This window comes from Paenibacillus macquariensis (assembly GCF_900156375.1).
In the GTDB taxonomy this organism is placed as follows: Bacteria; Bacillota; Bacilli; order Paenibacillales; family Paenibacillaceae; genus Paenibacillus_AQ; species Paenibacillus_AQ macquariensis.
In genome coordinates this window covers 95685-119333 of sequence record NZ_FTNK01000003.1, presented here as the reverse complement: position 1 = coordinate 119333, position 23649 = coordinate 95685, and the positions used below count along the sequence as shown (strand labels likewise).

General features: G+C 39.0%; 21 protein-coding genes and 1 pseudogene. 4 read left to right on the top strand and 18 right to left on the bottom strand.

Annotated elements, in window-relative coordinates; genetic code table 11:
- The first annotated feature begins 8 nt into the window (after positions 1 to 8).
- Both BW961_RS06285 and BW961_RS29790 read left to right on the top strand, forming a co-directional pair.
- Positions 9 to 533, top strand: coding sequence for a cache domain-containing protein (locus BW961_RS06285; protein WP_076576707.1), 525 nt, complete (start codon positions 9 to 11; stop codon positions 531 to 533).
- Positions 534 to 556: 23 nt separating this feature from the next.
- Entirely contained in the window at positions 557 to 946 is a 390-nt protein-coding gene (locus tag BW961_RS29790) for a sensor histidine kinase (RefSeq protein WP_139331550.1), read from the top strand.
- Here the strand turns inward: BW961_RS29790 and BW961_RS06280 are convergent.
- The 10 genes from BW961_RS06280 to BW961_RS06230 all read right to left on the bottom strand — a co-directional run bounded on the left by BW961_RS06280 (position 870) and on the right by BW961_RS06230 (position 13046).
- Complete coding sequence (locus BW961_RS06280) at positions 870 to 2387, bottom strand: response regulator transcription factor (protein ID WP_068582235.1); 1518 nt, start codon at positions 2385 to 2387, stop codon at positions 870 to 872. The two genes, BW961_RS29790 and BW961_RS06280, sit on opposite strands and share 77 nt — an antisense overlap.
- A 581-nt stretch (positions 2388 to 2968) precedes the next feature.
- On the bottom strand, positions 2969 to 3790 hold the full coding sequence (locus BW961_RS06270) for a carbohydrate ABC transporter permease (RefSeq protein WP_068582230.1): 822 nt from the start codon (positions 3788 to 3790) through the stop codon (positions 2969 to 2971).
- A complete protein-coding gene (locus BW961_RS06265) occupies positions 3790 to 4656 on the bottom strand; it encodes a carbohydrate ABC transporter permease (protein ID WP_068582228.1) in 867 nt (288 codons plus the stop codon). Before BW961_RS06265 ends, BW961_RS06270 begins: the two co-directional genes overlap by 1 nt.
- A 71-nt stretch (positions 4657 to 4727) precedes the next feature.
- Positions 4728 to 5963: an ABC transporter substrate-binding protein gene (locus BW961_RS06260; protein ID WP_068582226.1), complete on the bottom strand. Its 1236-nt coding sequence runs from the start codon at positions 5961 to 5963 to the stop codon at positions 4728 to 4730.
- A gap of 203 nt (positions 5964 to 6166) precedes the next feature.
- Entirely contained in the window at positions 6167 to 7189 is a 1023-nt protein-coding gene (locus BW961_RS06255; protein WP_068582224.1) for a LacI family DNA-binding transcriptional regulator, read from the bottom strand.
- A gap of 821 nt (positions 7190 to 8010) precedes the next feature.
- Positions 8011 to 8622: an SMR family transporter gene (locus BW961_RS06250; protein ID WP_244555889.1), complete on the bottom strand. Its 612-nt coding sequence runs from the start codon at positions 8620 to 8622 to the stop codon at positions 8011 to 8013.
- A 31-nt stretch (positions 8623 to 8653) separates the two neighbouring features.
- On the bottom strand, positions 8654 to 9466 hold the full coding sequence (locus BW961_RS06245) for an MBL fold metallo-hydrolase (RefSeq protein WP_068582223.1): 813 nt from the start codon (positions 9464 to 9466) through the stop codon (positions 8654 to 8656).
- 80 nt (positions 9467 to 9546) lie between these two features.
- Positions 9547 to 11136: an extracellular solute-binding protein gene (locus BW961_RS06240; protein WP_068582220.1), complete on the bottom strand. Its 1590-nt coding sequence runs from the start codon at positions 11134 to 11136 to the stop codon at positions 9547 to 9549.
- Between the two features lie 75 nt (positions 11137 to 11211).
- On the bottom strand, positions 11212 to 12066 hold the full coding sequence (locus BW961_RS06235) for a carbohydrate ABC transporter permease (RefSeq protein WP_394327602.1): 855 nt from the start codon (positions 12064 to 12066) through the stop codon (positions 11212 to 11214).
- A 56-nt stretch (positions 12067 to 12122) separates the two neighbouring features.
- Complete coding sequence (locus tag BW961_RS06230; RefSeq protein WP_082867387.1) at positions 12123 to 13046, bottom strand: ABC transporter permease; 924 nt, start codon at positions 13044 to 13046, stop codon at positions 12123 to 12125.
- 249 nt (positions 13047 to 13295) lie between these two features.
- On the opposite strand from BW961_RS06230, the gene BW961_RS06225 reads away from it, so the two are divergent.
- Positions 13296 to 15536 (top strand): AraC family transcriptional regulator, encoded by a 2241-nt coding sequence (locus BW961_RS06225; protein WP_068582213.1) that lies wholly within the window; start codon positions 13296 to 13298, stop codon positions 15534 to 15536.
- A gap of 304 nt (positions 15537 to 15840) precedes the next feature.
- Here BW961_RS06225 and BW961_RS06220 read toward each other — a convergent pair whose 3' ends face one another.
- From BW961_RS06220 to BW961_RS06205, 4 genes are all read right to left on the bottom strand, one after another.
- On the bottom strand, positions 15841 to 16794 hold the full coding sequence (locus BW961_RS06220; RefSeq protein WP_068582211.1) for an AraC family transcriptional regulator: 954 nt from the start codon (positions 16792 to 16794) through the stop codon (positions 15841 to 15843).
- 40 nt (positions 16795 to 16834) lie between these two features.
- Positions 16835 to 19240, bottom strand: coding sequence for a glycoside hydrolase family 3 N-terminal domain-containing protein (locus BW961_RS06215; RefSeq protein ID WP_068582208.1), 2406 nt, complete (start codon positions 19238 to 19240; stop codon positions 16835 to 16837).
- An 890-nt stretch (positions 19241 to 20130) separates the two neighbouring features.
- Complete coding sequence (locus BW961_RS29475; protein ID WP_082867386.1) at positions 20131 to 20244, bottom strand: YjcZ family sporulation protein; 114 nt, start codon at positions 20242 to 20244, stop codon at positions 20131 to 20133.
- Positions 20245 to 20386: 142 nt separating this feature from the next.
- Positions 20387 to 20581, bottom strand: a complete 195-nt coding sequence (locus BW961_RS06205; protein ID WP_068582194.1) for a hypothetical protein — start codon at positions 20579 to 20581, stop codon at positions 20387 to 20389.
- 55 nt (positions 20582 to 20636) lie between these two features.
- On the opposite strand from BW961_RS06205, the pseudogene BW961_RS06200 reads away from it, so the two are divergent.
- A pseudogene (locus BW961_RS06200) lies at positions 20637 to 20865 on the top strand (transposase); the annotation flags it as partial.
- 117 nt (positions 20866 to 20982) lie between these two features.
- Here BW961_RS06200 and BW961_RS06195 read toward each other — a convergent pair.
- The 4 genes from BW961_RS06195 to BW961_RS31525 all read right to left on the bottom strand — a co-directional run bounded on the left by BW961_RS06195 (position 20983) and on the right by BW961_RS31525 (position 23370).
- Positions 20983 to 21471 (bottom strand): DedA family protein, encoded by a 489-nt coding sequence (locus BW961_RS06195; RefSeq protein WP_068582192.1) that lies wholly within the window; start codon positions 21469 to 21471, stop codon positions 20983 to 20985.
- Positions 21462 to 22001, bottom strand: coding sequence for a CDP-diacylglycerol--serine O-phosphatidyltransferase (gene pssA, locus BW961_RS06190; protein WP_139331549.1), 540 nt, complete (start codon positions 21999 to 22001; stop codon positions 21462 to 21464). Before pssA ends, BW961_RS06195 begins: the two co-directional genes overlap by 10 nt.
- Positions 22002 to 22208: 207 nt before the next feature.
- Positions 22209 to 22826: a DedA family protein gene (locus BW961_RS06185; protein WP_068582190.1), complete on the bottom strand. Its 618-nt coding sequence runs from the start codon at positions 22824 to 22826 to the stop codon at positions 22209 to 22211.
- A 118-nt stretch (positions 22827 to 22944) separates the two neighbouring features.
- On the bottom strand, positions 22945 to 23370 hold the full coding sequence (locus BW961_RS31525; protein WP_068582187.1) for a MarR family winged helix-turn-helix transcriptional regulator: 426 nt from the start codon (positions 23368 to 23370) through the stop codon (positions 22945 to 22947).
- Positions 23371 to 23649: the final 279 nt, after the last annotated feature.

Sequence of the window (23649 nt, the reverse complement as noted above, 5' to 3'; positions counted from 1 at the left end):
CTTTCGACTTGCAACGACATCTCTATACAATGCGGTTCAAATTAACGCTTCTCTTTATCATGACCATGATGATTCCCGTTCTACTAATCGGCTTCGTCATTCCGTATTACTATCAGACGATGATAACAGAGGAGAAGCAGGTCCTAACCGAAGGAACCCTAAAAGCCATGGCTCGTAACATCGAAACCTACTTGGATGACTTGGAACGTATTACGATTATGCCATTCTGGAATGAAGATGTTATGAATGCATTAAAGTTCAAAGCGACAAACCAATACGATAAGGCAAATGATTATACGAAGCTACTTACGGATCGTGCATTGAATGAAACCCTTCCTCTAATGCTACAAAATACTAGAAAAGATATATTAGGCACACTTCTCATCTCAAGTGATGGGACGGTATATGTCACAGATACGAACGAGATAACGGGACCCATTCGTGATTTTTCTTATCAACAACAATCCTGGTATAAACAAGCTGTTGCTGCAGATGGTAATATAGCATTCATTAGTGCACATAAGCGAGATTAATTTATCAGTCTTATGAACCTGATTTGGGAACATTTCGTCTTCCGAAGCTATTGCTTCAGCCATTGTTAGAGAACGCCATTATTCATGGGTGTGAGCCAGCGAATCATGCATGTAACGTCACAATTGGTGCCACAACAATCTATGACAACGGAATCATCTCCGTTCAGATCATCATCGCGGATAATGGGATTGGATTTAATACCGCTACGCACACAGCTTCTAGTTCCAACAGTGTAGGTCTACAGAATATCCGTGAACGCTTGCTCCTTGCCTATGGCAAAGACAATGCATCGTTTGATATCCAGAGCACAGTTAGCAAAGGTACAGTATCTACCATTACAATTGCTTTGTTGCCGACTTCTGATGAAGTTCCGACGGATAACAATCGAAATGATCCAGAAACAACTTTGTAAAATGACGTGTGCTATAGTAGCCGACTCGTTCGGCTACTTCCTGCACTTTAAGAGCAGGGTTAGTCAATAATAACTCCTTCGCTTTGACCATCCGAATGTGAGTAAGAAACTTCGTAAAGGTCTTGCCCATCTTCTTATGAAATAATGAGCTCAAATAATTCGGGGTCACATCCATATCACTAGCAATTTGTCCAATTCCTATATCGTTCATATAATTCATATTCACATAATTTTGTACCCTTTGAATAAGATCACCCTGCGACAATTCAGCCAGCGATTGTTCAGCCAACCGACTCTCTTGAACACTTTCGAGCGATTTCATCCATTGATCCATAGACTGATTACCTTCTAGTCTACATCCTAAAGAAACGTTCAGAGATTCTCGGAGATACTCCAATGCATTGGGGTCCTGATGAGCCAAAGTATTCATCATCGGCTCCAGTTGTTTCAATTCATTCGTATATTGAAAGAAATCCTGCATATAAGCAAGCCTACATAGATTATCCATTCGCTCAATAATATCTCTATAATGAGGCTTATCCATCATCAAGCGCACATCCTGCTCCATCCATAATCTCCTGGAAGGCAATATTCGGCGTAATGGTAGTAACTCCTGAAGCTGTAGTAGCTTCTTTTCTAAATTAACTAATTCCATAGCGTACTCAGACTGAAATCCAGATACTATACAAGTACTTCTCTCGTAATCTTTCATTTGCTGATTCAACATGTCATTCATCTCTGAGACATAGCCTTGAGTTCGCTCTTCCGCATCTTTATGCCATCCGATAATTTGGGCAATATCCCCATTGGGAAACGTTACGAAGGAGATTGCATGTTCTAATATAGAGAAAGGTACTTGTCTTGCATACGTCTCTTTCAGTCCATGAATCCATTGATAACGAAGCCTTGTCTTGTCTAGTTCAGGCATATGACTGTCTATTCCAAACAAAGTTATCGATAACCGAAAATCCTGCAATGGATACCTCGAATTAATCTCTTCCATAGATCTTGTACCATGTAGTAAGGAATTGACAGCGGTTTCAAAAAGGTTGTCTAGTTGCTTGGCTTTTGCCTCAAGCTCCGCAGCTACCTTCGATACACTAACCTCAAGCTCTTCTGGTCCGATAGGTTTCAATAAATAGTCAACCGCTCGAAGCCGCATCGCTTCCCGAACATATTCAAATTCCGAGAATCCTGTCAGGACAATCCACTGCGTATGGGGCGATAATTGACTTCCCTGATCCATCGCTTCTAATCCATTCATTTCAGGCATTCGAATATCCACGAAGACGAGCTCAGGATGATATTCGTCTACCAATTTCACTAATTCGCTACCATTCTTCGCTTCAGCTACAATCTGAATATTTAAAGACATCTCCTCTATCATACTGCGAAGCGCCAATCTAATTAACCGCTCATCATCGGCTATGATGACTCTCATCAGGGGTACCTCCTATGTAATTCTATGTAAGTTGTGTTAAACCATCATATGAATGATACCAAGAGATTAGCTAAACAACAACTCACTTCGAGTTCAAGTGTAAAACAATAACTAGATCACTTCAGGTAAAACCTCACCTAAATATGGGCTTATTTCCTTATGCCATAATTGTGTATGATTTCAGGCAACCCCTATACAATTAAGGCTCCCTGCCACCCAAGGTTTAGATCATTTGCTAAAGGAATACTAATCCCGGATGCCAACGATGCAAACAATCCCATTGAAGTTGAATATATACTTGTCATCAGACCGAATTTTTGTGGAAATTTATCTTTTACAACGACTGGCAACAGAACATTTCCAATAGCTATACCTACCCCAACTAATAGCGTTCCAGAGAAGAGAAACAACGTCATTGAAATGGGTCGAATGCATATGCCGATTAAAAGACGAAGAAGCCATGAACCCCAACTTTTAGTTGTGAATTCATGGCTTCAAAGACAATCGCTCCCTAGATAAGGGAACGGCAGTATTTTACTTAACAGATGCAAATAATACTCTTTCCTATTTATACGTAGGGTTCATGATTTAATCGCACCCTGAGTAATCCCGCCAATAATCCATTTTTGCGCGAACAGATACACAATGACCATCGGCGTTAAAGCAAGCAGGTAAGAAGCGAACGCCAGATTGAAGTCGGTACCGAACTGTCCTTGGAACACATATTGCACAAGCGGAAGCGTGTAGGAATTCTGATCTCCCAGCAAAATAAGTGGCAACATAAAGTCATTCCAAGTGGACAAGCAGGATAATATCCCAATCGTTGCGCTGATCGGTGCAAGGAGTGGGAAAATGATTTTCCAATACGTCCCCCATGTCGAAGCCCCATCCATCGTCGCCGCTTCTTCAAGCTCATACGGAATCGAACGGATATAACCAACATACACAAAAATATTAAAGGCAAGCCCATACACGACATAGAGAATAATTAACCCAACAATGTTATTCATATGAAGGTCCGTCGTTACCTTAACCACAGGCAGCATAATGATCTGGAAAGGAATGAACATCGCGCTAATGAAATAGAAGTACAATACTTTGAAGAACTTGTCCTTCATATTTCGCGCAATGGCATAAGCCACCATCGAGTTGGTTAGAAGAATGAATACTACCGAAATGACGGTAATAACAACGCTGTTCTTTAGAGCATTGAAAAAATTGGTCGCTTCGATTGCATTGCGAAAATTCTCAAAGTGAAGTCCCGTCGGTAGCGAGAAGATAGAAAGAGCCATTTCCTCTGGGTTTTTCAATGCGATGCTGATTGTCATATAGAGCGGGAACAAGATGAGCAGTGAGCCCAACGCAATAAGTATAGTACTGGTCCAATTCGTTGTTTTTCTCATCACATATCCATCTCCCGTTTCTGTAAAAATTTAAGCTGAAGCACCGAGATTACGATGATAACAATAAAGTAAATGACAGCGTTCGCCGATTGGTAGGCAAATTCTCCACCTTGGAATCCTCCTGTATAAATAAGCAGTGCAATGGATTGTGTCGAACGTCCCGGACCGCCTCCCGTCAGAGCAACGATCTGATCGAACACCATCAGTCCGCTCTTCATAGCAAGCACCATATTTATAGTGAAGAAGGAAGCCAGTAAAGGAAAAGTAATACTAATGAATTCTCTAAACTTGCCTGCTCCATCCAGATTCGATGCTTCATACAAATCCTTTGGAATCGTCTGGAGTCCAGCCAAATACAAAATCGTATTAAACGCGATCCCCTGCCATACAGCAACTATAACAATCCCGATCCACGCCCAATCGGCGTTACCGAGAATATTTTGCGAGAGAAATTCACTACCCATTTTCGCTCCCCAGGTCGTGAGAACATTGGAGAATAAGTAGTTGAAGATGAAACCAACAATAAGTACGCTGAGAATGTTAGGCAAGAAATATACACCACGAAAAAAGTTCTTGAATTTGATCTTTGCGTTCAATCCCAAAGCAATAAGCAAGCTTATCACATTAATTAAGATGGTCACGACAATCGCATATTTAAAAGTAAATATATATGAATTAATCACATTCTCATCTTTAAAGAGGTTCACAAAGTTCTTGAATCCTACAAAATCGTAACTTTCGCCAAAACCATCCCAGTTCGTAAATGCATAAAAGATCCCTTGCAACGCAGGGAAGGTATGAAAAGTAAAGAACAGCAACAAAGCAGGTATAGTCATCAGGTAAAAGGCAATGCGGCGTTTAGCCATATGTTGGTTCTCCCTTCTAAAGAAACAGCGGAGACAAGAGCACTTCATACTTATCTCCGCGCATTTCTGTATTATTTACGGTTACTAATTTTATCCCACTCGGTATCGAATTTAGTCAGATACGCGTCAATATCTTTCTTTTGCAAGAATTCTTGAAAAATTGTCTCTACTTTCATACCAGCAGGGATATAGTGATCCGCGAAATCGATCAAATTACCACTTTCGAATGATTCCTTCAGATCAGCCACACTAGCATCGTCTTGTGTCACACCTGTCACAGCTGAGAATGCTTTTTGTTCGGAGATATATTGTTTAATGTTATCTGGTTGAAGCAAGAAGGCTACAAATTTCTTGGCCTCTTCTTTATGCTTCGAGCTCTTAGCAACCGTTAGCAATGTATCCACACCGGAAACAAGCTTATTCTTCGTTGCATCATTTGTGCTTGGGAATGGGAATACACCTAATTCAATAGCAGGGTTTGCCTTTTGAATTTCTGGAATAGCCCATACGCCTTGTAGGTACATGGCAGACTCGCCTTTAGCAAAAGCAGTGTTACCGTCATTATAATTCTTACCAAATACATCCTTCTGAGCAAAATCCAGTACCTTAAGCTGCTTCTCAGCAACCTCACGATACGTATCCTTGAACGTTACTGTGCCTGCTGCACGCTGTGCGAAGAAATCAAGACCAACGATATTACTTTCTAGAGGATTGAAAATGGAAAGTGTTGTCCAAGCATCCTTTAGTGTGAGATAAAAAGCATTTTGGCCGGAATCCTTAACCTTTTGAGCAACTGCCATGAACTCATCCCATGTTTTCGGAATCGTAAGGTTCAGCTCTTTGAAGATCGCTTTGTTATAAATAACACCGTTCGCATTGGTTGAGAAAGGAACACCATTCATCTCCGTCAACCCTGTCATATTTGTCAGCATTTCTAGATATGCGGGTTGGATATCCTTAATCAATGGATCATTTGTAAAATCTTCAAACAGTCCACTTTTGGAGAGTGTCGAGAACGTATCCGTTGCCCCCATTCCCACTACATCAGGAATATCCTTCTTCGCTACGCGTGTCTTCAGAACTGTTTCTGCATCCGGTGGATTCACTTGGGTTACCTTAATATCTGGGTTAGCCTCGTTGAACTTGGTAATCAACTTGTCGAAAGTGGCTTTAGCTTCAGCTTTACCTTGGAAGAATTCAACTTCGACCTTGCCGCCTGCTCCTTCAGAATTACCATTATTACCACATGCACTAAGTAAAGAGATCGCTAGTACGCCTGCCAAAATAGGTTTAATTACTTTTTTCATCATGTAATCCCCTTTAAAAAATTTATGGTTATAGTTATTATTCCAGCTCTTAGTTATTTCTACTATTTAATTAATCAATTCACAGGAGTAAACGTTTACGTTATGTTCATGTGTTAATCTTTCCTCTTATTTCAAGTCCCCTCTCTCAAATACTACGTTTAAGATTCATGCAGTAAACGTTTACGTTATATCGAAAAAAGGAATCAAGTAAGTCGCCTTACTGTCTGCCTTTCAACAATCCTATGAGGCATAATACTACTATCGGCCACGCAGTGATTCTCAATCATATCAATTAGTTTCCCAGTAGCTAATTTCCCCATGTCATACAGCCGCTGATCCACCGTTGTTAAAGGCGGCACTGCCATTTCAGCAAGCTTCAGATTATCGTAGCCAATCACAGAAATGTCATCAGGAATCTTGAGACCATGCTTAGCAGCAACGGCCAGAACTGCAACCGCCATTTCATCACTTGCCGCAAAGATAGCAGTAGCCTCCGGCGCATTCTGAATCAGCTTCTCCATAGCTATACATCCCTCATCAAACGTGAAATTTCCATAGACTAGATAATTCTCTTTAAAAGGAATCCCATAATCCTGTAACGCTTTCAGGTAGCCTTCAACTCTGGTAGTTCCAGCCATTGTATCCGTCTCGGTTCCGCTAACCATAGCAATTTCACGGTGACCATGTAAGATTAAATATTGTACCGCATCATACGCGGCCTGCTTATCATCCACTTTGATGTAGGGTACGGAAGCATAATCCGCTTTGGAGGATACCAGCACAACAGGAACTTTCATCGCTTGTAGTACTTCATAATACTCTTCCTTCAGCATTTCGCTGGAGAATATAATACCGTCCACCTGTTTCTCCCGCAACACATGCAGGTATTTCATCGTACGCTTGCCATCCTCATCCGTATTGCAGACAAATACACTGTAGTTATGGTCGTTGGCGAACTCTTCAATACCATGAAGGATGTCCGCAGAGAAATAACTCGATACATTCGGGAACATAACCCCGATCGTCTGCGTACGTTTATTGATGAGACCACGAGCAATTGCATTGGGTTGATAGCCTATTTCTTTAATAACCTGATTTACCTTTTGCTCCGTTTTGTCCGAATACCCGGACAAATTATTAAGCACCCGAGACACAGTGGCTATAGAGACATTGGCCTTCCTTGCTACATCTTTTATCGTTGGATTATTTGAAGCGTTTGGATTCATATATATCGATTCCTCTTTTACCTGTCATGAACAATAAATATAAGCGACTTAGCATCTCAATTACTTACCATCTATAAAAATTTAATCAATAAAGCAACTTTGTAGGTAAACGCTTACCTAAAATATAAATCTTGCTGTTATTTTTGTCAACCACCGACCAATAATGAAATAACCCTGTTACCTATATAGGAGACACTAAAGTATTTATTTAGTTATTGTGAATGCTTCTGTTATATCTTCCAAACCAATGAATAAAACCATATTCACAGATTACCATGATAAAAACTTTATATTTGTCCATGATAATGGATACCCGTTCCGTCATAAACACAACAGTATGATCTAACCGACAAAATGAAAAAGAATGCCTACGATAGATTAAAACCCACTTTAATTCTATCAGAGAATGTGATCTATTGAAATAAGGCTCCCTCTCGGGAGCCTTACACACACTAGTAGATCAGAGTTCGTGATGTAATAATTACATCATGCCGCCCATGATATTAGGTGAGTTTTTTGTGTATTTCAGGTCTTATCATAGCTTTTCTATCCGAATTCCCCTAAGAATCAGTCCTATATTTCCAAGTAAATATGATCCGTTCGCAGTGTTCGTTGTCACCATGTGGTCAAGCGACTAGATAGTTCAAAGCTTCCAATTCCTCATCTTATACATTTCTGCATTGGGTATAGACCCAACTTATCCCCATAAAGCAATGGAGATGATCCCACAGGTAATCACAGCCGACATGATAATTCGTCGAAGTCCTTGCTTCTCTTTTAGTACAAGTATACCAAGAATCGTACCTATCACAGTTCCAATTTCATGTATGGGCGCAATTGAGGCTAGTGGAGAAAGGAACAATTACATAATTAATATTGGATAATTCAAGCGTGGATAGTGGCGATAATTGCTGGACAATCAGTTTATCCATTAATGTATAGCCCGCAACACAGATCCCTACTACAATTGCATACAGAATGGATATGGAATGTGCTGATTCCCCTTGATTTGCATGACGATTAACGATTCCACTAATAATAAAGAGCCCTGCTAAGATACAACAAAAGCCTATCCAGCCTGCCATAGATAATGAATCCCCGAATAACACAACACTTAACAAGGTCACTAACATGACGCCAGTGCCTCGCATGATTGGATAGGTCTGTGATAAATCACCGTAGGAATACGATTTGGAGAGGAATATAAAGTACATCCCTTGGAAAAAAGCAGATATCACCATATAGCCAACTGTCTCTACTTGCAGCTCAACTTGGAGCAGTTCAATTATAAAATAAGGAAGTAGAATTACTGTACCTACAATATGAATGGACCAGAGAAATACGTATTTATTCAGACTTCTCTTTGTAAATAGGTTCCATACCGCATGTGTGAAACCTGAAAATAGAACTAATAAGAATGCCATTGAAATCATAGAAATATCCTCATTTCACATATGCGCTAACTCATATTTCCAGTTGCATCCCATCATAGGCTACCGTGATACCACTCTGCTCAAAAATTTGAACCAAATCTTCATGCAATAGATGCGCATTATGAGAGAAATGAGTGACTACGATTCGTCCTTCTGCTTGCATAACATGATTCTCTACTAACCAATCCCGTGTTTTTAGTGTATCCTTGACATTCATATGACCGTCGCATTGTTCGGCATTCCCCGTCGTACATTCCAGTATGGCAAGATCCAGTTTCTTCCCTTTCAACCAGTCCCAAGTCGGTTTGGGAAACCAGCCGCTGTCGTGACCATAGAAGATGGTTTTGCCGTCCTTCTCTATTAAGTACAATAAACAAGTTTCTTTAGGATCATGGTTGGCAAGCAATGGGGTAATCGTAGCTGTTTGCGTGTGTACGGTTTCAAAGGGTTTCAAATTGTGGAATTGGAATCGATGCCTTTCCGTGGCAAGCAATTGACTGCAGTGCTTAATAGGCAAGTCATGCCCATACAGATGGAGTTCTTCCTCTTCATTAAATTGGGCATAACCAAACGCACGAATCAGTAAATCTTCAGGATACAAATGATCTGAATGTGAATGTGTAAACAATAAATCACGAACCTTATCCATATCTACAGAATCACGAATGGAATGATGTAAGGTGTCCGCCGGAAAATCAATCTTAAGTACTTCATCAATCAAGACCGAAGTGCGTGTACGAATATTTTTCCCACCAAGTACTTTGGCTTGCTTGCAAGTCTCGCAATGACAGAATAAAGAAGGAATTCCTTCGAATGCAGCTGTTCCATGAAAATGAACTTTCATAAATATTATCCCCCTTATCGAATAGAAGAGAACAACAGGACCTTAGTCCTGTTGTTCTCTCTAAGTAACTCTAGACTAGCTTACTTAATGTTTGAATCATCCAAATACTGTACCCATTGCTTCGTGTATTCCGCTTGAATTTTATCGAGACCAGCTTTTTTGGCCTTTTCCATAAATAACTTCAGGCCGCCTTCAACATCCTTAACCATACCATCATTCAAAGGATATAAGTATTGCTTTTCAACTTGTAGAAGGGCAGCCTTCTCTGCTTGATAAGACGTCCAATCCTCTCCGAAGCCTTGGAAAATATTCGGCTTCGCTATCTTATCCATTTCATCGAACATGTCTAGCACAGCTTGATAGCTCTTATCAAACAACATGAACTCCGGATTTCTCCATGCCCATCCATTCATACCTTCTCTTGTGAAACCGTTTGATTGGGCATCACCAAGCATTTTGTAATATTTCCCATCCTCAATTTCAAAATTTTTGCCTTCGATACCGTATTGCGTCAGCCAATTGTAGCGTTTATCCGTGACCAATTTCTCATAGAAAGCAAGCGCTCTCTCTGGGTTTTTGCTACTGCGTGGGATGGCAAAGCCATTATGAATCGGGTGAACGGGTGAAGCAAACCCTTTTATATTTGGATATGGGGTATAGCCTAGCTCCCAATCCGGGTGCAGTGATTTCACTTTGACAACAGCATCACCAAAGCGGTTTGGATTCTCAGATCCTAAAATTGCTGCGGCTTTACCGGCGGCAAATATATCACTACCACTATCTTTAATGTTCAGCATATTCTTCATAAAGAACCCTTTTTCCTGCCAACTCCTGAACATTTTTAAATCTTCCAAATGCTGCGGAGAGCCCCAATAGCTGGTTACGTCTCTTGGGGTGTCATACATGATGTTAAGTCCATATGGAACTTTATCGTTGGTATTCACTACTTTAGTTGTCATTTGACGGACGGAATCTACATGACTAACCTCAGTATCCGCCAGAGGCAGCATATCCGGTTCATTCTTGCGTATGCCATCCAAATACTGCTCTAGAGTTTCGAGTGATTCCGGCTTTGGCAAATTATACTTTTTACGCAAATCTTCCCGATAGGCAATACCATCGTTTACATACTCCTTCCAGATCGCTGGAACTGTGTAAATTTTCTTGTCAACCTTGACTGCTTCCCAGAAATCCTGCGGTACATATGCTTGTAGCTTAGGTGCAGCCTTCGGTAAGAGATCATCTATCGGAAGGAAAGCTCCTTTCTTCGCATATGACTGGTAATTTGTCCATTCTGCCGTAAAGATCAGGTCAATCGGCTGCCCTGAGGACAACAGAAGCTTATACTTCTGATCCCAGTCTGTCCAGGTTGTGAAGTTGAATTTGACGGTTGCATTCAAATCTTCTAAAGCCAGTTTGTTAACTTCATCCTGAATGAGCTTTAAATCCTTTGGGGCATCGCCTAGCATATAGAACTGAAGCTCCACTTTTTTGGATGTGTCGATTCCAGTTGCTTCTTTTACAGTCGCTTCTTTTACAGCTGGAGTCTCCGTGCTGGTATTTGACGTAGTCTCCCCAGTTTTCGCAGTACTACTGCAGCCAGCAAACAAACTTGCAGTTAAGAATAAAGACGTACTGATCGTTAACAATTTCTTTTTCCCTTTTCTCATACTAACCCTCCCCTTAAATTGAAAAATATATATGTCAGCCGATCGCATACGAGTTTCTTTCGTTTGCTTTCGGTACTAACCCTTCACCGCACCAATCGTTAATCCCTTCACGAAATATCGCTGCACAAACGGATACAAGAAAATAATTGGTCCTGTAACGACGATCGCCATCGCCATCTTGGTCGATTCCGTCGGAATTTCGCGCCCAAGGGACACCCCAGTTCCAGTGGCCATTTGAGAAACGAACATCATGGTATTGACCGTGTTATACAAGTAGTATTGAAGCTGATACATGCTAGCGTCATTAATGAACAAGGAAGACATGAACCAGTCGTTCCAGTACGTCAGAGCAAGGAACAGACCGACAGTCGCTATACCAGGCATAGCAAGCTTCAGCACGACACTGTAGTAGATCCTAAAGTCGTTCGCGCCATCGATTTTGGCTGATTCGAATAATTCTTCCGGAATCGCAGATTTGATAAAGTTTTTCATTAAAATAATGAGAAAAGGTGTCATAAGACCAGGTAATATAAGTACGGCATAGGTGTCTGTCAGCCCAAAGTATGTGGTCAGCATGATGTACCAGGGCACAAGCCCCCCTCCAAACAGCGTTGTGAAATAAATGAAGAAGGACAAGTGATTGCGATACTTGAAATCTTTCCTCTGCAGAACATAACCTGCCATCGTAATAAGAAACAATCCCAGCAGTGTTCCAACCACAGTTACAAAAATCGTAACACTATAAGCCTTGAGTAGCTGAGCCGGAAAAGTAAACACCATTTCATAACCTTCCAGCGAGAACACTTTAGGAATGAAGTGAAAACCGTCACGAATAATGGATTCATTGGCTGTTAATGAGCCTGAAATGATCAGAATGAAAGGAAAGAGACAGAGCAAGGAAAAAATCGTAATGATCAGGTAAGCCATCATGCGGAAAATTCTAGAACTTAGAATGTTGTCATCCAATGTAATCCCTCCTCCCTATTTTAGAACAATGCATAATCATCATTAATTTTCTTGATGATATAATTCACTGTCATAATCATTACAAATCCGAAGATAGACTGATACAAGCCAGCAGCAGTTGCCATACCAATATCAAAATTAACTTTCAAAGATCGATAAACGTAAGTATCGACAATATCCGTAACGTTGAAGAGCACTCCGTTGTTCCCGACAAGCTGATAGAACAGATCGAATTGACCTTTCATAATGCTTCCGAGTGCAAATAAGAGCAGAACGATAAATGTTGCCTTCAGCATAGGTATGGTAATATACCAGATTCGATGAAAAATATTTGCACCATCCATTTTGGCAGCTTCGTAATACTCATCGCTGATTCCCATAATGGATGCAAGATAAATAACCATGGAGTAACCTAGATTTTTCCATATATAAAATGCTGTAATCAGAATTGGCCAGAGCCATGGTGTATTGTATATGTCTACAGGATCGAATCCGAACGATGTTAGTACCTGATTAACAAAACCGGAATCAGCATTAAACATGTTAAACGCTAACACACTAATCAGAACAAACGAAACGAAGTAGGGTAGAAACATAATGGATTGTGATAATTTTTTAAATAACTTACCTCGGACTTCACTTAATAGGATTGCAGCCCCTATAGATATCACGTTACCTAATATGATAAACACCACGTTGTATCCAAGCGTATTGATTGTTAACTTTAACAGAATTCCAGATTGAGATAAAAATTTAAAATTGTCTAATCCTACAAACGGACTTCCAAATAAACCACCTGCAAAATCATAACTTGTGAATGCATAATAGATGCCGACCATTGGAAAATAAGAATTAATTAAGAAAAAAAGCAGTGTCGGTGCTATCATCAAAAACATGATTTTATTCTTATTTAATTCATATAAAAAACCTTTCTTCTTAAACATGACTGACCTCCTCCTGAATAGAATTACTCGTGAATCATTACTTCCAAATCATAAAGGAGGATAATTCGATAATATACTGTACAATGCCGCACATTGCTGTAATCTCGGTACTTCTGAAGTATGAACTTTCTGTACTTTTGTGAATATTCACTACATTTAACCTAATATTGGCAGTTAAATTACAAATTTGATTGAAAGCACCAAACTGATGAATTATACTCAGACTAGTGATGAAAGGGGTTTCATAAAATGATGAAACAATGGTCTAGAGAGCATAAAAAAGTTTATAGCCGAATACTCCTTGGCTCTATTGGATGTGTTGTTATTACCCTTTTGATAACTTCAACTATTCTTTATATGAACTTCACAAGCATCGCACTCAAACAAGTTTATCGTTCCGATTCGAATAGTCTGAATCAAATTAAAACAGAATTATCTATTATGACAGAGACTGTTACCTCACTGTCCTCCCAGATTTACTATGATTCTGCGGTATCTAAATTGTTGTATTATGCGAACTTGAATATCTATGACGTCATATTTGCACAGCAACAACTTGATAACTATCGCGCATCCTTACCATTCATTGAATCCATTTATGTATATAATGCGAAATCCAATCAGTTCTATATTAGTTCCAATAATGCACGAAGCGGAATTCAACCGAAGTCCGAACTTGATGATGATGGAATTCTAGATCTTTTTAAGAAATTCAAAGAACATCGCCCCTTTCAACCGATTCCCAGAACTTATAACATCGGTTCGGTTGAGACCACTCCAGTATCAAGCTACACTTACTTGTGTTATAGCGTCATTGATGATAATAACAATTTAAATACAGCTGTCGTTGTTAATATCTCGGCATCATGGTTAGGCATGCGAATGGAACAATCGGAGAAAGAGATATCGGAGCATAACACGTTTATCATTAATAAGGATGGAATATTATATTCCAGTAATGACAAGCAAGCGATGCTAACTGATCTGTCTGATAAAACCTATATACAGAAAATTATTCAGGATACTTCAGAATCTACATATTTTGTAGACACAGTAGATGGAGTTAAATCTTTAATAACGTATACTTCACCCGATTCATTAGGCTGGAAATATGTTCGCATTACCCCTTATAGCACTATCACTCAAGAAATAAGTGAAATGAGGTATCGAATATTCTTTATCTGTATTGGTATTCTTCTCTTAGGATTGTTGATTTCGTTAACTTTATCCCATGGTGTATATCGCCCGATTGACAAAGTCATACGCAAATTCAAAACGCTGGAAACAGAAAAACGTAATCATCAACATATTCTCAAGCAGGATTTCCTTAGAAATACGATTTTAGGTAGAGAAAACAATAAAGCTGAGGTCTTGCAACAAAAATTGCAATACTTCAATTCAGGACTTATGGTTAATAGTAAATCCTTGATTGTTTTGGTACGGATTGATCAGTTCCCATCAGTTCTCGAGAAATACAAAGATGATATTACATTGCTCAAATACGGCATAATGAACGTTTGCACGGAAATTGCCTCACCGATCTTTCAAATCGAAGCCATTGATATGGGCGATGATAGTCTTTTACTTATACTCAACTTCCATGATCCGCTTAATAATATGGAACGGGATTCGCTGATAGAAATGGCGGAGCTTATGCAGTTGTCAATTACCAAGCATTTGAAGTTATCCATCTCGATTACCATTAGTCCTGTGAAGGAATCCATCGAGCAATGCATTTTAGTCTACAAGCAAGTACTTGAGGCTTCTTACCATCGATTATTCAAAGGACACGGCAGCATCCTCTTTTCGGTTGACATTATGAACTTAAAATCCAAAGAATATATGTTTCCCGTTCACAAAGAAAAACAGTTCATTGAATCCTTAATGTCAGGAAATGTGGATAAGGCCCGCAGCTTTTATATCGATATCGTAGGAGAAATATCAGAATATTCTTTCATCGTTGTTCAACTTGTCATATCGCATTTAGCACTCACCGTTAATAACGTCTTGAGGGCACTAAAAAAGAACAATGCGATTTTAACGATACCCGAATTCGATACAACGTTCTTACTTCCAAACCATGTTGAAACCATGGAAGAAATCAACACTCCGTATTTCAAGATATTTGAAGAAATAAATCAAAAACTTGAAGAGAAACGAAGTACAAAACAAGAAGATCTCATTAGAAAAGTACATCAAATTATTGAGCGAGATTATTGCAATTCCAGCCTGTGCTTAAATTCAATTGCAGACGAGTTATCGATGTCTCCAATTTATTTCAGCCGGTTATATAAACAATTAACCACAAAAGCACTATCTGATAAAATTAGCGAAATGCGGTTGAATAAAGCCAAAGAGCTACTGAAGACTTCTGAATACACCATTGTTGATATCGCTGAAAAAACAGGGTTTACGAGTAGTTCGTATTTTTATCGTTTATTTAAGAATAGTACGGGCATAACCCCAAGCGATTATAGGAAAATACAATAAATGTTTGAGAATAAACATAGTGTGTAGCATGTTGATTAAAATCAGTACAACACTAAAACAAGGTCCATGCGCAATTGCATGGGCCTCTCACAGATCCGGACGTGCGGGTCGTCGAGGTGAACCGGCTTCGTCGTCCTTATAGGACAGCCCTATCGATCCTCACGGATTTGTCCAACTTACCTAATAAGGCCCTCATCTATATAAAGTTGCTCTACAAAGTCATATCCGCAAAACCAAGATTACTTACCAAATCACCGAGACCATATCCGAACTTTCCCTGAAACTAATTTTATGCGCTTCCACGTTAATCCTCCTTTGAATTGCTTTTTGCAATATAGTTGGATAGAAGCTCATAGCCAACAATGGGATTTACAATTGAATAGCCTTGTATCTGAAGATTACTTCGCTTTTGTCCTGCTTCACCGATTTCCCTGTATTCTGTCGGTGTAGTCCCTGTTGCCTTGCGGAAGGCTCGATAGAACGATGCCATACTCATAAATCCGCATGCTTCAGATATATGCAGAACCGTATGCTTTGTCCCAGTCAGTAGTTCCTTTGCATGACTGATTCGTACGCTGTGCAAATACTCCGCGAAAGAAATCCCCATTTTATCTCGAAAAAAACGACATAGCGACGAAATGCTCATATTTAGACTATAAGCAGCATTGTTCAGAGTCACTTTCAACTGATGGTTTTTATTGATATATTCTATAATCGTGGTCAATTGTTCAAGATCTAGGTTGCTTCTCTCAGATTCTGCTTTATGGGCGGGATCGTAGTGGGTATAACGAAACAAGTATCCAACAAGTTGGTATAACAACGATTTCATATAATATTGGAAGCCATCATTTTTCAAAAATAGCTCCATTCCAATTTGTGCAAGTATAGATTGTAATTGTTTATAATCCGTTGTCTGGGGTTGCTCAGTTTCAGATGTATTTAAATGGAAGTGGAAGTGAGCGGTTTTCCCATAGTCGGACTGATAGATATCTGGATTAATTTGTAGAACCAGTGCGAAATTATCCTTATCCAAGCAATTTATTGAATGAATCGTATTACTATTGAAAAGAATAATATCTCCGGTTTTCATTGTGTGCTTTTTACTCTCCGAAGTTACCTCTAGAGAACCTTTTAATAGAAATAATACTTCAAACTCATTATGCCAATGTGGACTGGAATGTTCGATTCCAGCAATAAAACACTGCATTGGCGCTTCTTTGATATGCTCAATCATTTCAAATTTATATTTTCCTTCCATGGTAAAACCACCCTCCCTTCATCTACTCTTTCAAATTATGTCACACCAAGACTGCATCAGCGAAGAAAGCCCGATTACTATTCTCTAAGGTGATCCCGTCCACAATGGTAAATTGACCATTTAAACGTATATCATCAGAAGATGAACCAATCATTACACCAATCTCCCCTGCCTCAACGATCCAATTCATCTGCTTATCCAGAAAAGCTAACTGGCTCATTTGTAATGTGAAGGTAATATTCTTACTTTCCCCAGGCTGTAGCGAAATTCTCTTAAAACCCACAAGCTCCTTGTTTGGACGTACCATGGAAGCAAGTTTATCGGTTATATATACCTGTACAACCTCGTCACCTTCATATTTCCCTACGTTTGTAACCTTGCAAGTGATTTCAACCATTCCGTTGGCTGGTACCTGTTCGGAAGAAATTTCAAATTCGGAATAACTAAAATCTGTATAGGACAAGCCATGTCCGAAACTGAACAAAGGCTTGGCTGTTTCATTCACATATCCATCTTTGTTGTTCATCATTTCAAAACCCCTGGTCGCGTAACCACTTCCTTTTTGATAACTGTAGTAGGATGGTCCTTGACCCGCGCTACGAATACTAGTGAACGGAAGTTTCCCTCCTGGGTTATAATCGCCAAACAGAACGTCGGCTATTGCCTGTGAACCGCACTGTCCTGGATGCCAGGCTTCAATAATTGCCGATATGTTCTCCGTTACCCATGCACTGCACAGTGGACGTGGACTCATGTGCACGACAATCATAGGCTTATTGGTCGCATGAATAGCTTTAATTAGTTCCTCTTGTACACCAGGAAGGCCAATATCTGAACTATCAATTCCTTCACCAATGGAACAGCCTTTTCCCCATCCACTTTTAGCACCCATCACCATAATAACGAGCTCAGCTTCCGAAGCATGATTAATCGCTTCCTCAAAGCCTGAACGATCTTCAGCCATGATATCGCAACCTTTGGTATAAGTGACATGAGCACCGGGAATCTTTGTCTCAATAGCTTTCTTCACTGTTGAAGACTTTGGGTACATGCCTTGCAACATCGGTTCAAGCATTGGCATTTCTATTAAATCACCCTGTATATTCATCTCGGTGATATCTACACCAGCCATGCCGCTTGTATCATTATTTGCCATCATTCTCATACCCATTTCCACCATTGCAGGGAAGGTATACGCCCCATAATTGCTCCGGAACAAATCACCATTCGGCCCGATTACTGCTACTTTTTTAATTTCTTTGGATAGTGGTAACATGTTATTATCATTTTTTAATAGGACAATGGATTCTTTAGCTAGCTTATAAGATAACTCATCATCTTCAGGCTGGTGGTAACTTTCTTCAATAGCCTTATAATCCGGATAAGGATTCTCAAATAACCCTAGGCGAAACTTTGTCTCCAGTATTCTACGTACCGATTGGTCAACAAGTGAAATTGACAAGCGATTCTGTTTGACAGCTTCGCGCAAAGCAGCTCCATAGCACTTTACCATGGGTAGTTCGATATCCATACCTGCTTGCAACGATTGTATGCCTGCATCTGTTATATCTTCAGCGGTATGAAAAGATTCTGTCAGTCTTTCGATCGCCATATAGTCCGAAACCATGATACCATTAAAGCCCATTTCTCCTCTTAACAAATCTGTAAGAATCTCTTTGGAAGAGACAACGGGTTCACCATCAAGTGAACCGTATGAGTTCATAACCGAAGCAAGATCAGCCATCCGAATTGCAGCTTCAAACGGCTTTGCATATACTTCACGAACTTCTCTGCGAGTCATATGCTGACTGCTCATATTCAATGCGCCTTCAGACATGCTATAGCCAAGAAAATGCTTGGCAGTTGCGGCAACACCTTCTTTTAAGTCATTCCCTTGTATGCCTTTAACAAAAGCGACGCTAAAGCTGGATATTAATGTTGGGTCTTCTCCGTAGGTTTCACCAATTCGACCCCAACGCAGATCGCGTGCAACGTCCATAACGGGTGAAAGCGCTTGCCTAAAACCGATTGATTTCATCTGTTTGCGGATCACATCACCCATAAGCTGCACTTTTTCCGGATCCCAGGTTGCACCCAGTCCAATGGCAATAGGATAGTTGGTTGCTTCTGCAAATACACCACCTGATAACGCTTCCACATGTATGATAGCTGGAATACCAAGATCCGTTTCTTCTACAAGATACTTTTGGATTTTCTCTACCAAACTAGCATTATCTGCAGCCGTCTTTCCGCCCATCATCACAGCCACTTCACCGATACCATTGGTTAGTTGAACATCCAAATGATCCAATATTCCACCCATGGATATCACACAGCCGAGCTGGGTAATTTTCTGTTCGAGTGTCATTCTAGACATCAAGTCCTCAACTCGTTTATCGATGGTTAGTTCAGGATTTTGATATGGAGCATTATTTACTTTTGACATAAACTTGCACCTCCGAAATTTATAATGTCCTACATTTATAATATATAGAATCCTACATTTATTATCGTTTCAAATCATGTCATTCACCATCTCATTTTATTCCAGATTCCTCAAATTGCTTGATTTATAGTTCCGTTTCGTACCTAGACGATAAAACCCGGAGTTGTTCACCCATAAAAGGACACCTCTTTCCTTGTTAAGTGAATTATCCGACTTCACTTATCAAGGAAAGAGGTGTCCACTTTTTATTTTAGCTCTAATTGTCTGTTCAAGCGAACAAGGGAGAACTTATCAATTGGATTCTAGTAGTTGATGATTCATATAGTGTACATGGAAATATTGATAAAGAGTATAGGATGGAGAATAGTATTATTATTGTAAAAATCCCATCACTTCTGCTTGCGGTGATAAAGCATATACTCCGAGTGGGACCACAATGAAGAAAATAGTCACTGTTCTTCGAGAAGTGGACCCTTCCATCAAAATCGATCAATTTTGGGACTTATAAATATCGGCACAAAAAAAGACCCCTTTAGTTTTACATACTAGTGGCCTTCTTCTATATTATTTAGAACGCTTATTCTTCCTGTTTAAATCGTAGTTCAGTTATTTTAACGTCAACTGAGCCTTCCTTCCATTCTTTAGATACATCTTTTGCCTGATAATATATTCATGCACAGATCACGTGTGGATACACCATCAACTCCACATAAAACATTAGGTAGTAGTAAAGCTTCGGATTGATTAAAATACAAAAAAACACCCTACCAACCATTTAAGGTGATGGGGTGTTTTTACCGATGTTTTCGGATTGCATAACGATGCTTCCGTGTTTGATGCTAGGACTAATATAATAATTTGGGACAATCAGTTAATTACTGCGAATTAATTTAGATACAGAACGTTTTAGTGATAATAACCAGCAAAATGAACAATACTAATATTGCCGCTGTACTTCCACCAACACCGCAATATCCGCCAATTCCTCCAACAACTTCACCCATAGCAATTCCTCCTTTGGTTTAAGGTACATCATATCTTATGTAGTAATTAGGGATTAGTAAGGGCTGTACGGTAAATAAAATACCCAGGGCTTTTATCATCCATTCTGTTTCTTTTGTCCAGAAGCTTCACGTAGTGTATCAGCTAACCTTCCGATTCCCTTCTTTTCTGCTGGTGTCTTAGCAACTGCATTTCGAATACCTTGTCGTTGTTTGGATCGTATACATCAATCATTCCATTGTTGATCCCGACTAAGAGGATATAGTGACCACCATCTGTGAAATGACCTTTACCCATAGATGAAATAACTAATTTGCCGACACTTAAAGCTTCCTTCACATCTGAAAGGCTACCTGTTTCCTTACATCTATGACAACTAGCCTAACACAGGGGGATCCGAAAAATTATTTATACGACCAACATCATTGAGAGTTACCACCGTCAATTACGTAAGGTTACCAAAGGTAAAAGCATCTTCCCTACGGACCATTCCTTACTGAAAATACTCTACTTAGCCACGATGGATGTTACCCGTAAATGGACAGGCCGTGCAGAATTGGGGGAAAATGCTCCTTCAGCTTTCCGTATTCTTTCCGGATCGCATCGGACAGTATCTCAGATAACTTTTCTCCCCTCGGGAGGAGTCTGTTAAAACAGTACATTTTTTTTACTTTGAGCGTTATAAAATTCTTAAGTTGATGGATGTGGGGCGATACCCCAAAATAGGAAATGGGCTTGTATTAATCATGTATAATCCCAATGACCTTTCCAATTGTAATGAAAGTGAAACACCATAAAAAAGCACCAATCGCAGCAAAAGTAATATATGTTTTTAATTCCATTTTGCCGATTCCCGCAAAGTAACAGGTTACATGTCTGAAACCTGGAATGAAGTACCCGAAAACAAGTGCATACGCTCCGTATTTCTTCATCCACCTTTCTACTTTCATTACTCTCTTTTCTTTCAGCCCGATCCATTTTCCATATTTTTCTATTAAAGGACGACCAGCTTTTCTTCCGATTAGATAACTGATCATCATCCCTATAAGCGCTCCTGCAAAACTAATGAAAATAGCAAGTTCATAATTCAGCACATGAATATTGGTAAAATAACCGACAATTGTCAATAGGACTTCATCGGGTATCGGTATTCCAACGATTCCAAGAATCAACATTAAAAAAATTGCTAGATACCCATAAGATGCAATTAATTCCTGAATTATTCCCATCTTCTTGCCTCTGAATTTTCAACTGTAAGTCTTTTAAAATGTGGAAACTTAATTTTGCTCACCATCAAATAAGAAAGCCCACATGTGCCTAATGCTAATGCGATTGAGTTATTGTTATTCATGAAACTTAATATAACAAGACATATTCCTGCGAATGGAATCGGCATTCCAATGAATGTCGGAAAATCGCTTTGATGAATATTAAATCTGGAAAGGCGAATCACTCCACAAATGCCAAATGCCAGCGTACACAAAATCCCAATAAACGAAATACTATGCAATGCTACATTGTAAGCGAGCATAGAAGGAGCCACACCAAATGTGATTAAATCAGCAAAAGAATCAAGTTCCTTCCCAATATCCGAAACGGCATTTAGCTTACGTGCGGCCATGCCATCGAAAAAGTCGAGAAACATACCAACAAAAATGAAGAACGCTGCTGCATAGATATCATGAAATAACAAAGAGCGAATTGCAAGAAGTCCGCAAATAAAGTTTCCGATTGTAATCATACAGGGTATAAGCTTCACAGTATAATAAACCTCCAATTAATTCAAATCAACACAATGGATAAAAAACAGTCTTACAGCACCACCTTGAAAAATAGAGAAGTGGTCACGTTTCATTTCTCGACTTCTCAACAAACTGCTAATTATATTGTGAAAGGTATTTAAGTAAACGGTAATATTAGGTACAACTCTTAACTCTTCATATATCAACATCTCTTTCTATAAGAATCATTGATGTGTGTTTTGTACAAATAAACGTTTCAATTTTTCACGGAAACGAATACCTAACGTAATAGCTGCAATTACAATAACTCCAAAAACAATCTTCCCGATGTGTTGTTCCATCATATTAAAGACATAATGCAATTTTTCACCTAACAAGTGACCACCAATTAAGAAGAAAGATACCCAAAACAAAGCACCTGAATAAATTATTATTGCAAAACGGCGAAATGATAAATTGATTATTCCTACAAAGTATCCAGTAAAATGACGTACACCTGGAATGAAGAATCCAATAAAAAGCAGGAGGTATCCATATTTATCAAACCACATTTTCGTTAAATCGATTTTTCTCTGTGTTAAAAACACATACTTTCCATACTTTTGTACAAACGGCATTCCAAGTTTATTACCTAGAAAGTACTGAATCGTCATCCCAACACTTGTCCCAATAAACGATAGTAAAATTAATATCAGTAAGTTTAAGTCTCCCATATGTGCTAAATACCCTGCATAAACTAATGTTGGCTCCCCTGGAAATGGAAGAGCAATATATTCTAACAACAATCCAACTAATACAACATAGTATCCATACTGTTGAAATAATTCATAAATCCATTCCATGTCATCTCTCCAATGGTTACTTTTTTCATCATAGATCTTCCAATTTCTTAACAATCATATTTGGCGTTGCCCATTCATCACGATCGAAATCTTTAGCAAATTTTAATTCCATCTGTAATTACTCCATAGCTTCTTTTGTTAGTATTTTTAGAGTTTTTCCAAATTGTTCTATTTCCTCTGCGGTACATCTTTTTTCCAAATTTATTATTATATTATTAATATAGTTATTATTAATACAGTAATACTCCATAAATTTATCTGTTACTTGAAGGTAATATACACGTTTATCTTTTTCGTCATTGAATTTTGTAAGATAGCCTTTTTTAATCAATTTGTTGATTCTATACGTTACGTTCGGCTGTGATATATTAAAAAACTCTGAAAGCTCGCTATAGGTAGGTTTTTTCAAGAAATATACAACTTCAAGGCATGCCATTTCTACAGCACTTATATTTTCAATCTCTACTGTTTGGCCGTGAGCTGCCTTTTTATAAAAATTCATAGCAAGTTTCATATACAAATCTTCAAAGAGTTCATTCAACACATTTTTTTCTCCTTTCTGCAATAAACTTAAAATATTTTAATTAAAATATTTTAAGTTTATGCTAAAACAAATAACTTTCATTGTCAAATGTTATAGAAAAATAATTAAATACTGTAAAGTAATCATTCTGCAAGATTTTATACCTGTTGCAGCTGGTGATCGAACAAAAAAGCCTTCAAACCAACCATGTAAAAAATCTTGTATACGCAATAGCAGGTTATTCAATAGAAAAGCAAGTAAATAACGTCGGTTATTCGTTTTTGAAGTTGTTCCTCTAGC

Coding starts and splice junctions, on each gene's coding strand:
- BW961_RS06280 (WP_068582235.1), bottom strand. CDS start 2,387: ATGAGAGTCATCATAGCCGATGATGAGCGGTTAATTAGATTGGCGCTT.
- BW961_RS06270 (WP_068582230.1), bottom strand. CDS start 3,790: ATGAGAAAAACAACGAATTGGACCAGTACTATACTTATTGCGTTGGGC.
- BW961_RS06265 (WP_068582228.1), bottom strand. CDS start 4,656: ATGGCTAAACGCCGCATTGCCTTTTACCTGATGACTATACCTGCTTTG.
- BW961_RS06260 (WP_068582226.1), bottom strand. CDS start 5,963: ATGAAAAAAGTAATTAAACCTATTTTGGCAGGCGTACTAGCGATCTCT.
- BW961_RS06255 (WP_068582224.1), bottom strand. CDS start 7,189: ATGAATCCAAACGCTTCAAATAATCCAACGATAAAAGATGTAGCAAGG.
- BW961_RS06250 (WP_244555889.1), bottom strand. CDS start 8,622: ATGATTTCAATGGCATTCTTATTAGTTCTATTTTCAGGTTTCACACAT.
- BW961_RS06245 (WP_068582223.1), bottom strand. CDS start 9,466: ATGAAAGTTCATTTTCATGGAACAGCTGCATTCGAAGGAATTCCTTCT.
- BW961_RS06240 (WP_068582220.1), bottom strand. CDS start 11,136: ATGAGAAAAGGGAAAAAGAAATTGTTAACGATCAGTACGTCTTTATTC.
- BW961_RS06235 (WP_394327602.1), bottom strand. CDS start 12,066: ATGATGGCTTACCTGATCATTACGATTTTTTCCTTGCTCTGTCTCTTT.
- BW961_RS06230 (WP_082867387.1), bottom strand. CDS start 13,046: ATGTTTAAGAAGAAAGGTTTTTTATATGAATTAAATAAGAATAAAATC.
- BW961_RS06225 (WP_068582213.1), top strand. CDS start 13,296: ATGATGAAACAATGGTCTAGAGAGCATAAAAAAGTTTATAGCCGAATA.
- BW961_RS06220 (WP_068582211.1), bottom strand. CDS start 16,794: ATGGAAGGAAAATATAAATTTGAAATGATTGAGCATATCAAAGAAGCG.
- BW961_RS06215 (WP_068582208.1), bottom strand. CDS start 19,240: ATGTCAAAAGTAAATAATGCTCCATATCAAAATCCTGAACTAACCATC.
- BW961_RS29475 (WP_082867386.1), bottom strand. CDS start 20,244: ATGGGTGAAGTTGTTGGAGGAATTGGCGGATATTGCGGTGTTGGTGGA.
- BW961_RS06195 (WP_068582192.1), bottom strand. CDS start 21,471: ATGGGAATAATTCAGGAATTAATTGCATCTTATGGGTATCTAGCAATT.
- BW961_RS06185 (WP_068582190.1), bottom strand. CDS start 22,826: ATGGAATGGATTTATGAATTATTTCAACAGTATGGATACTATGTTGTA.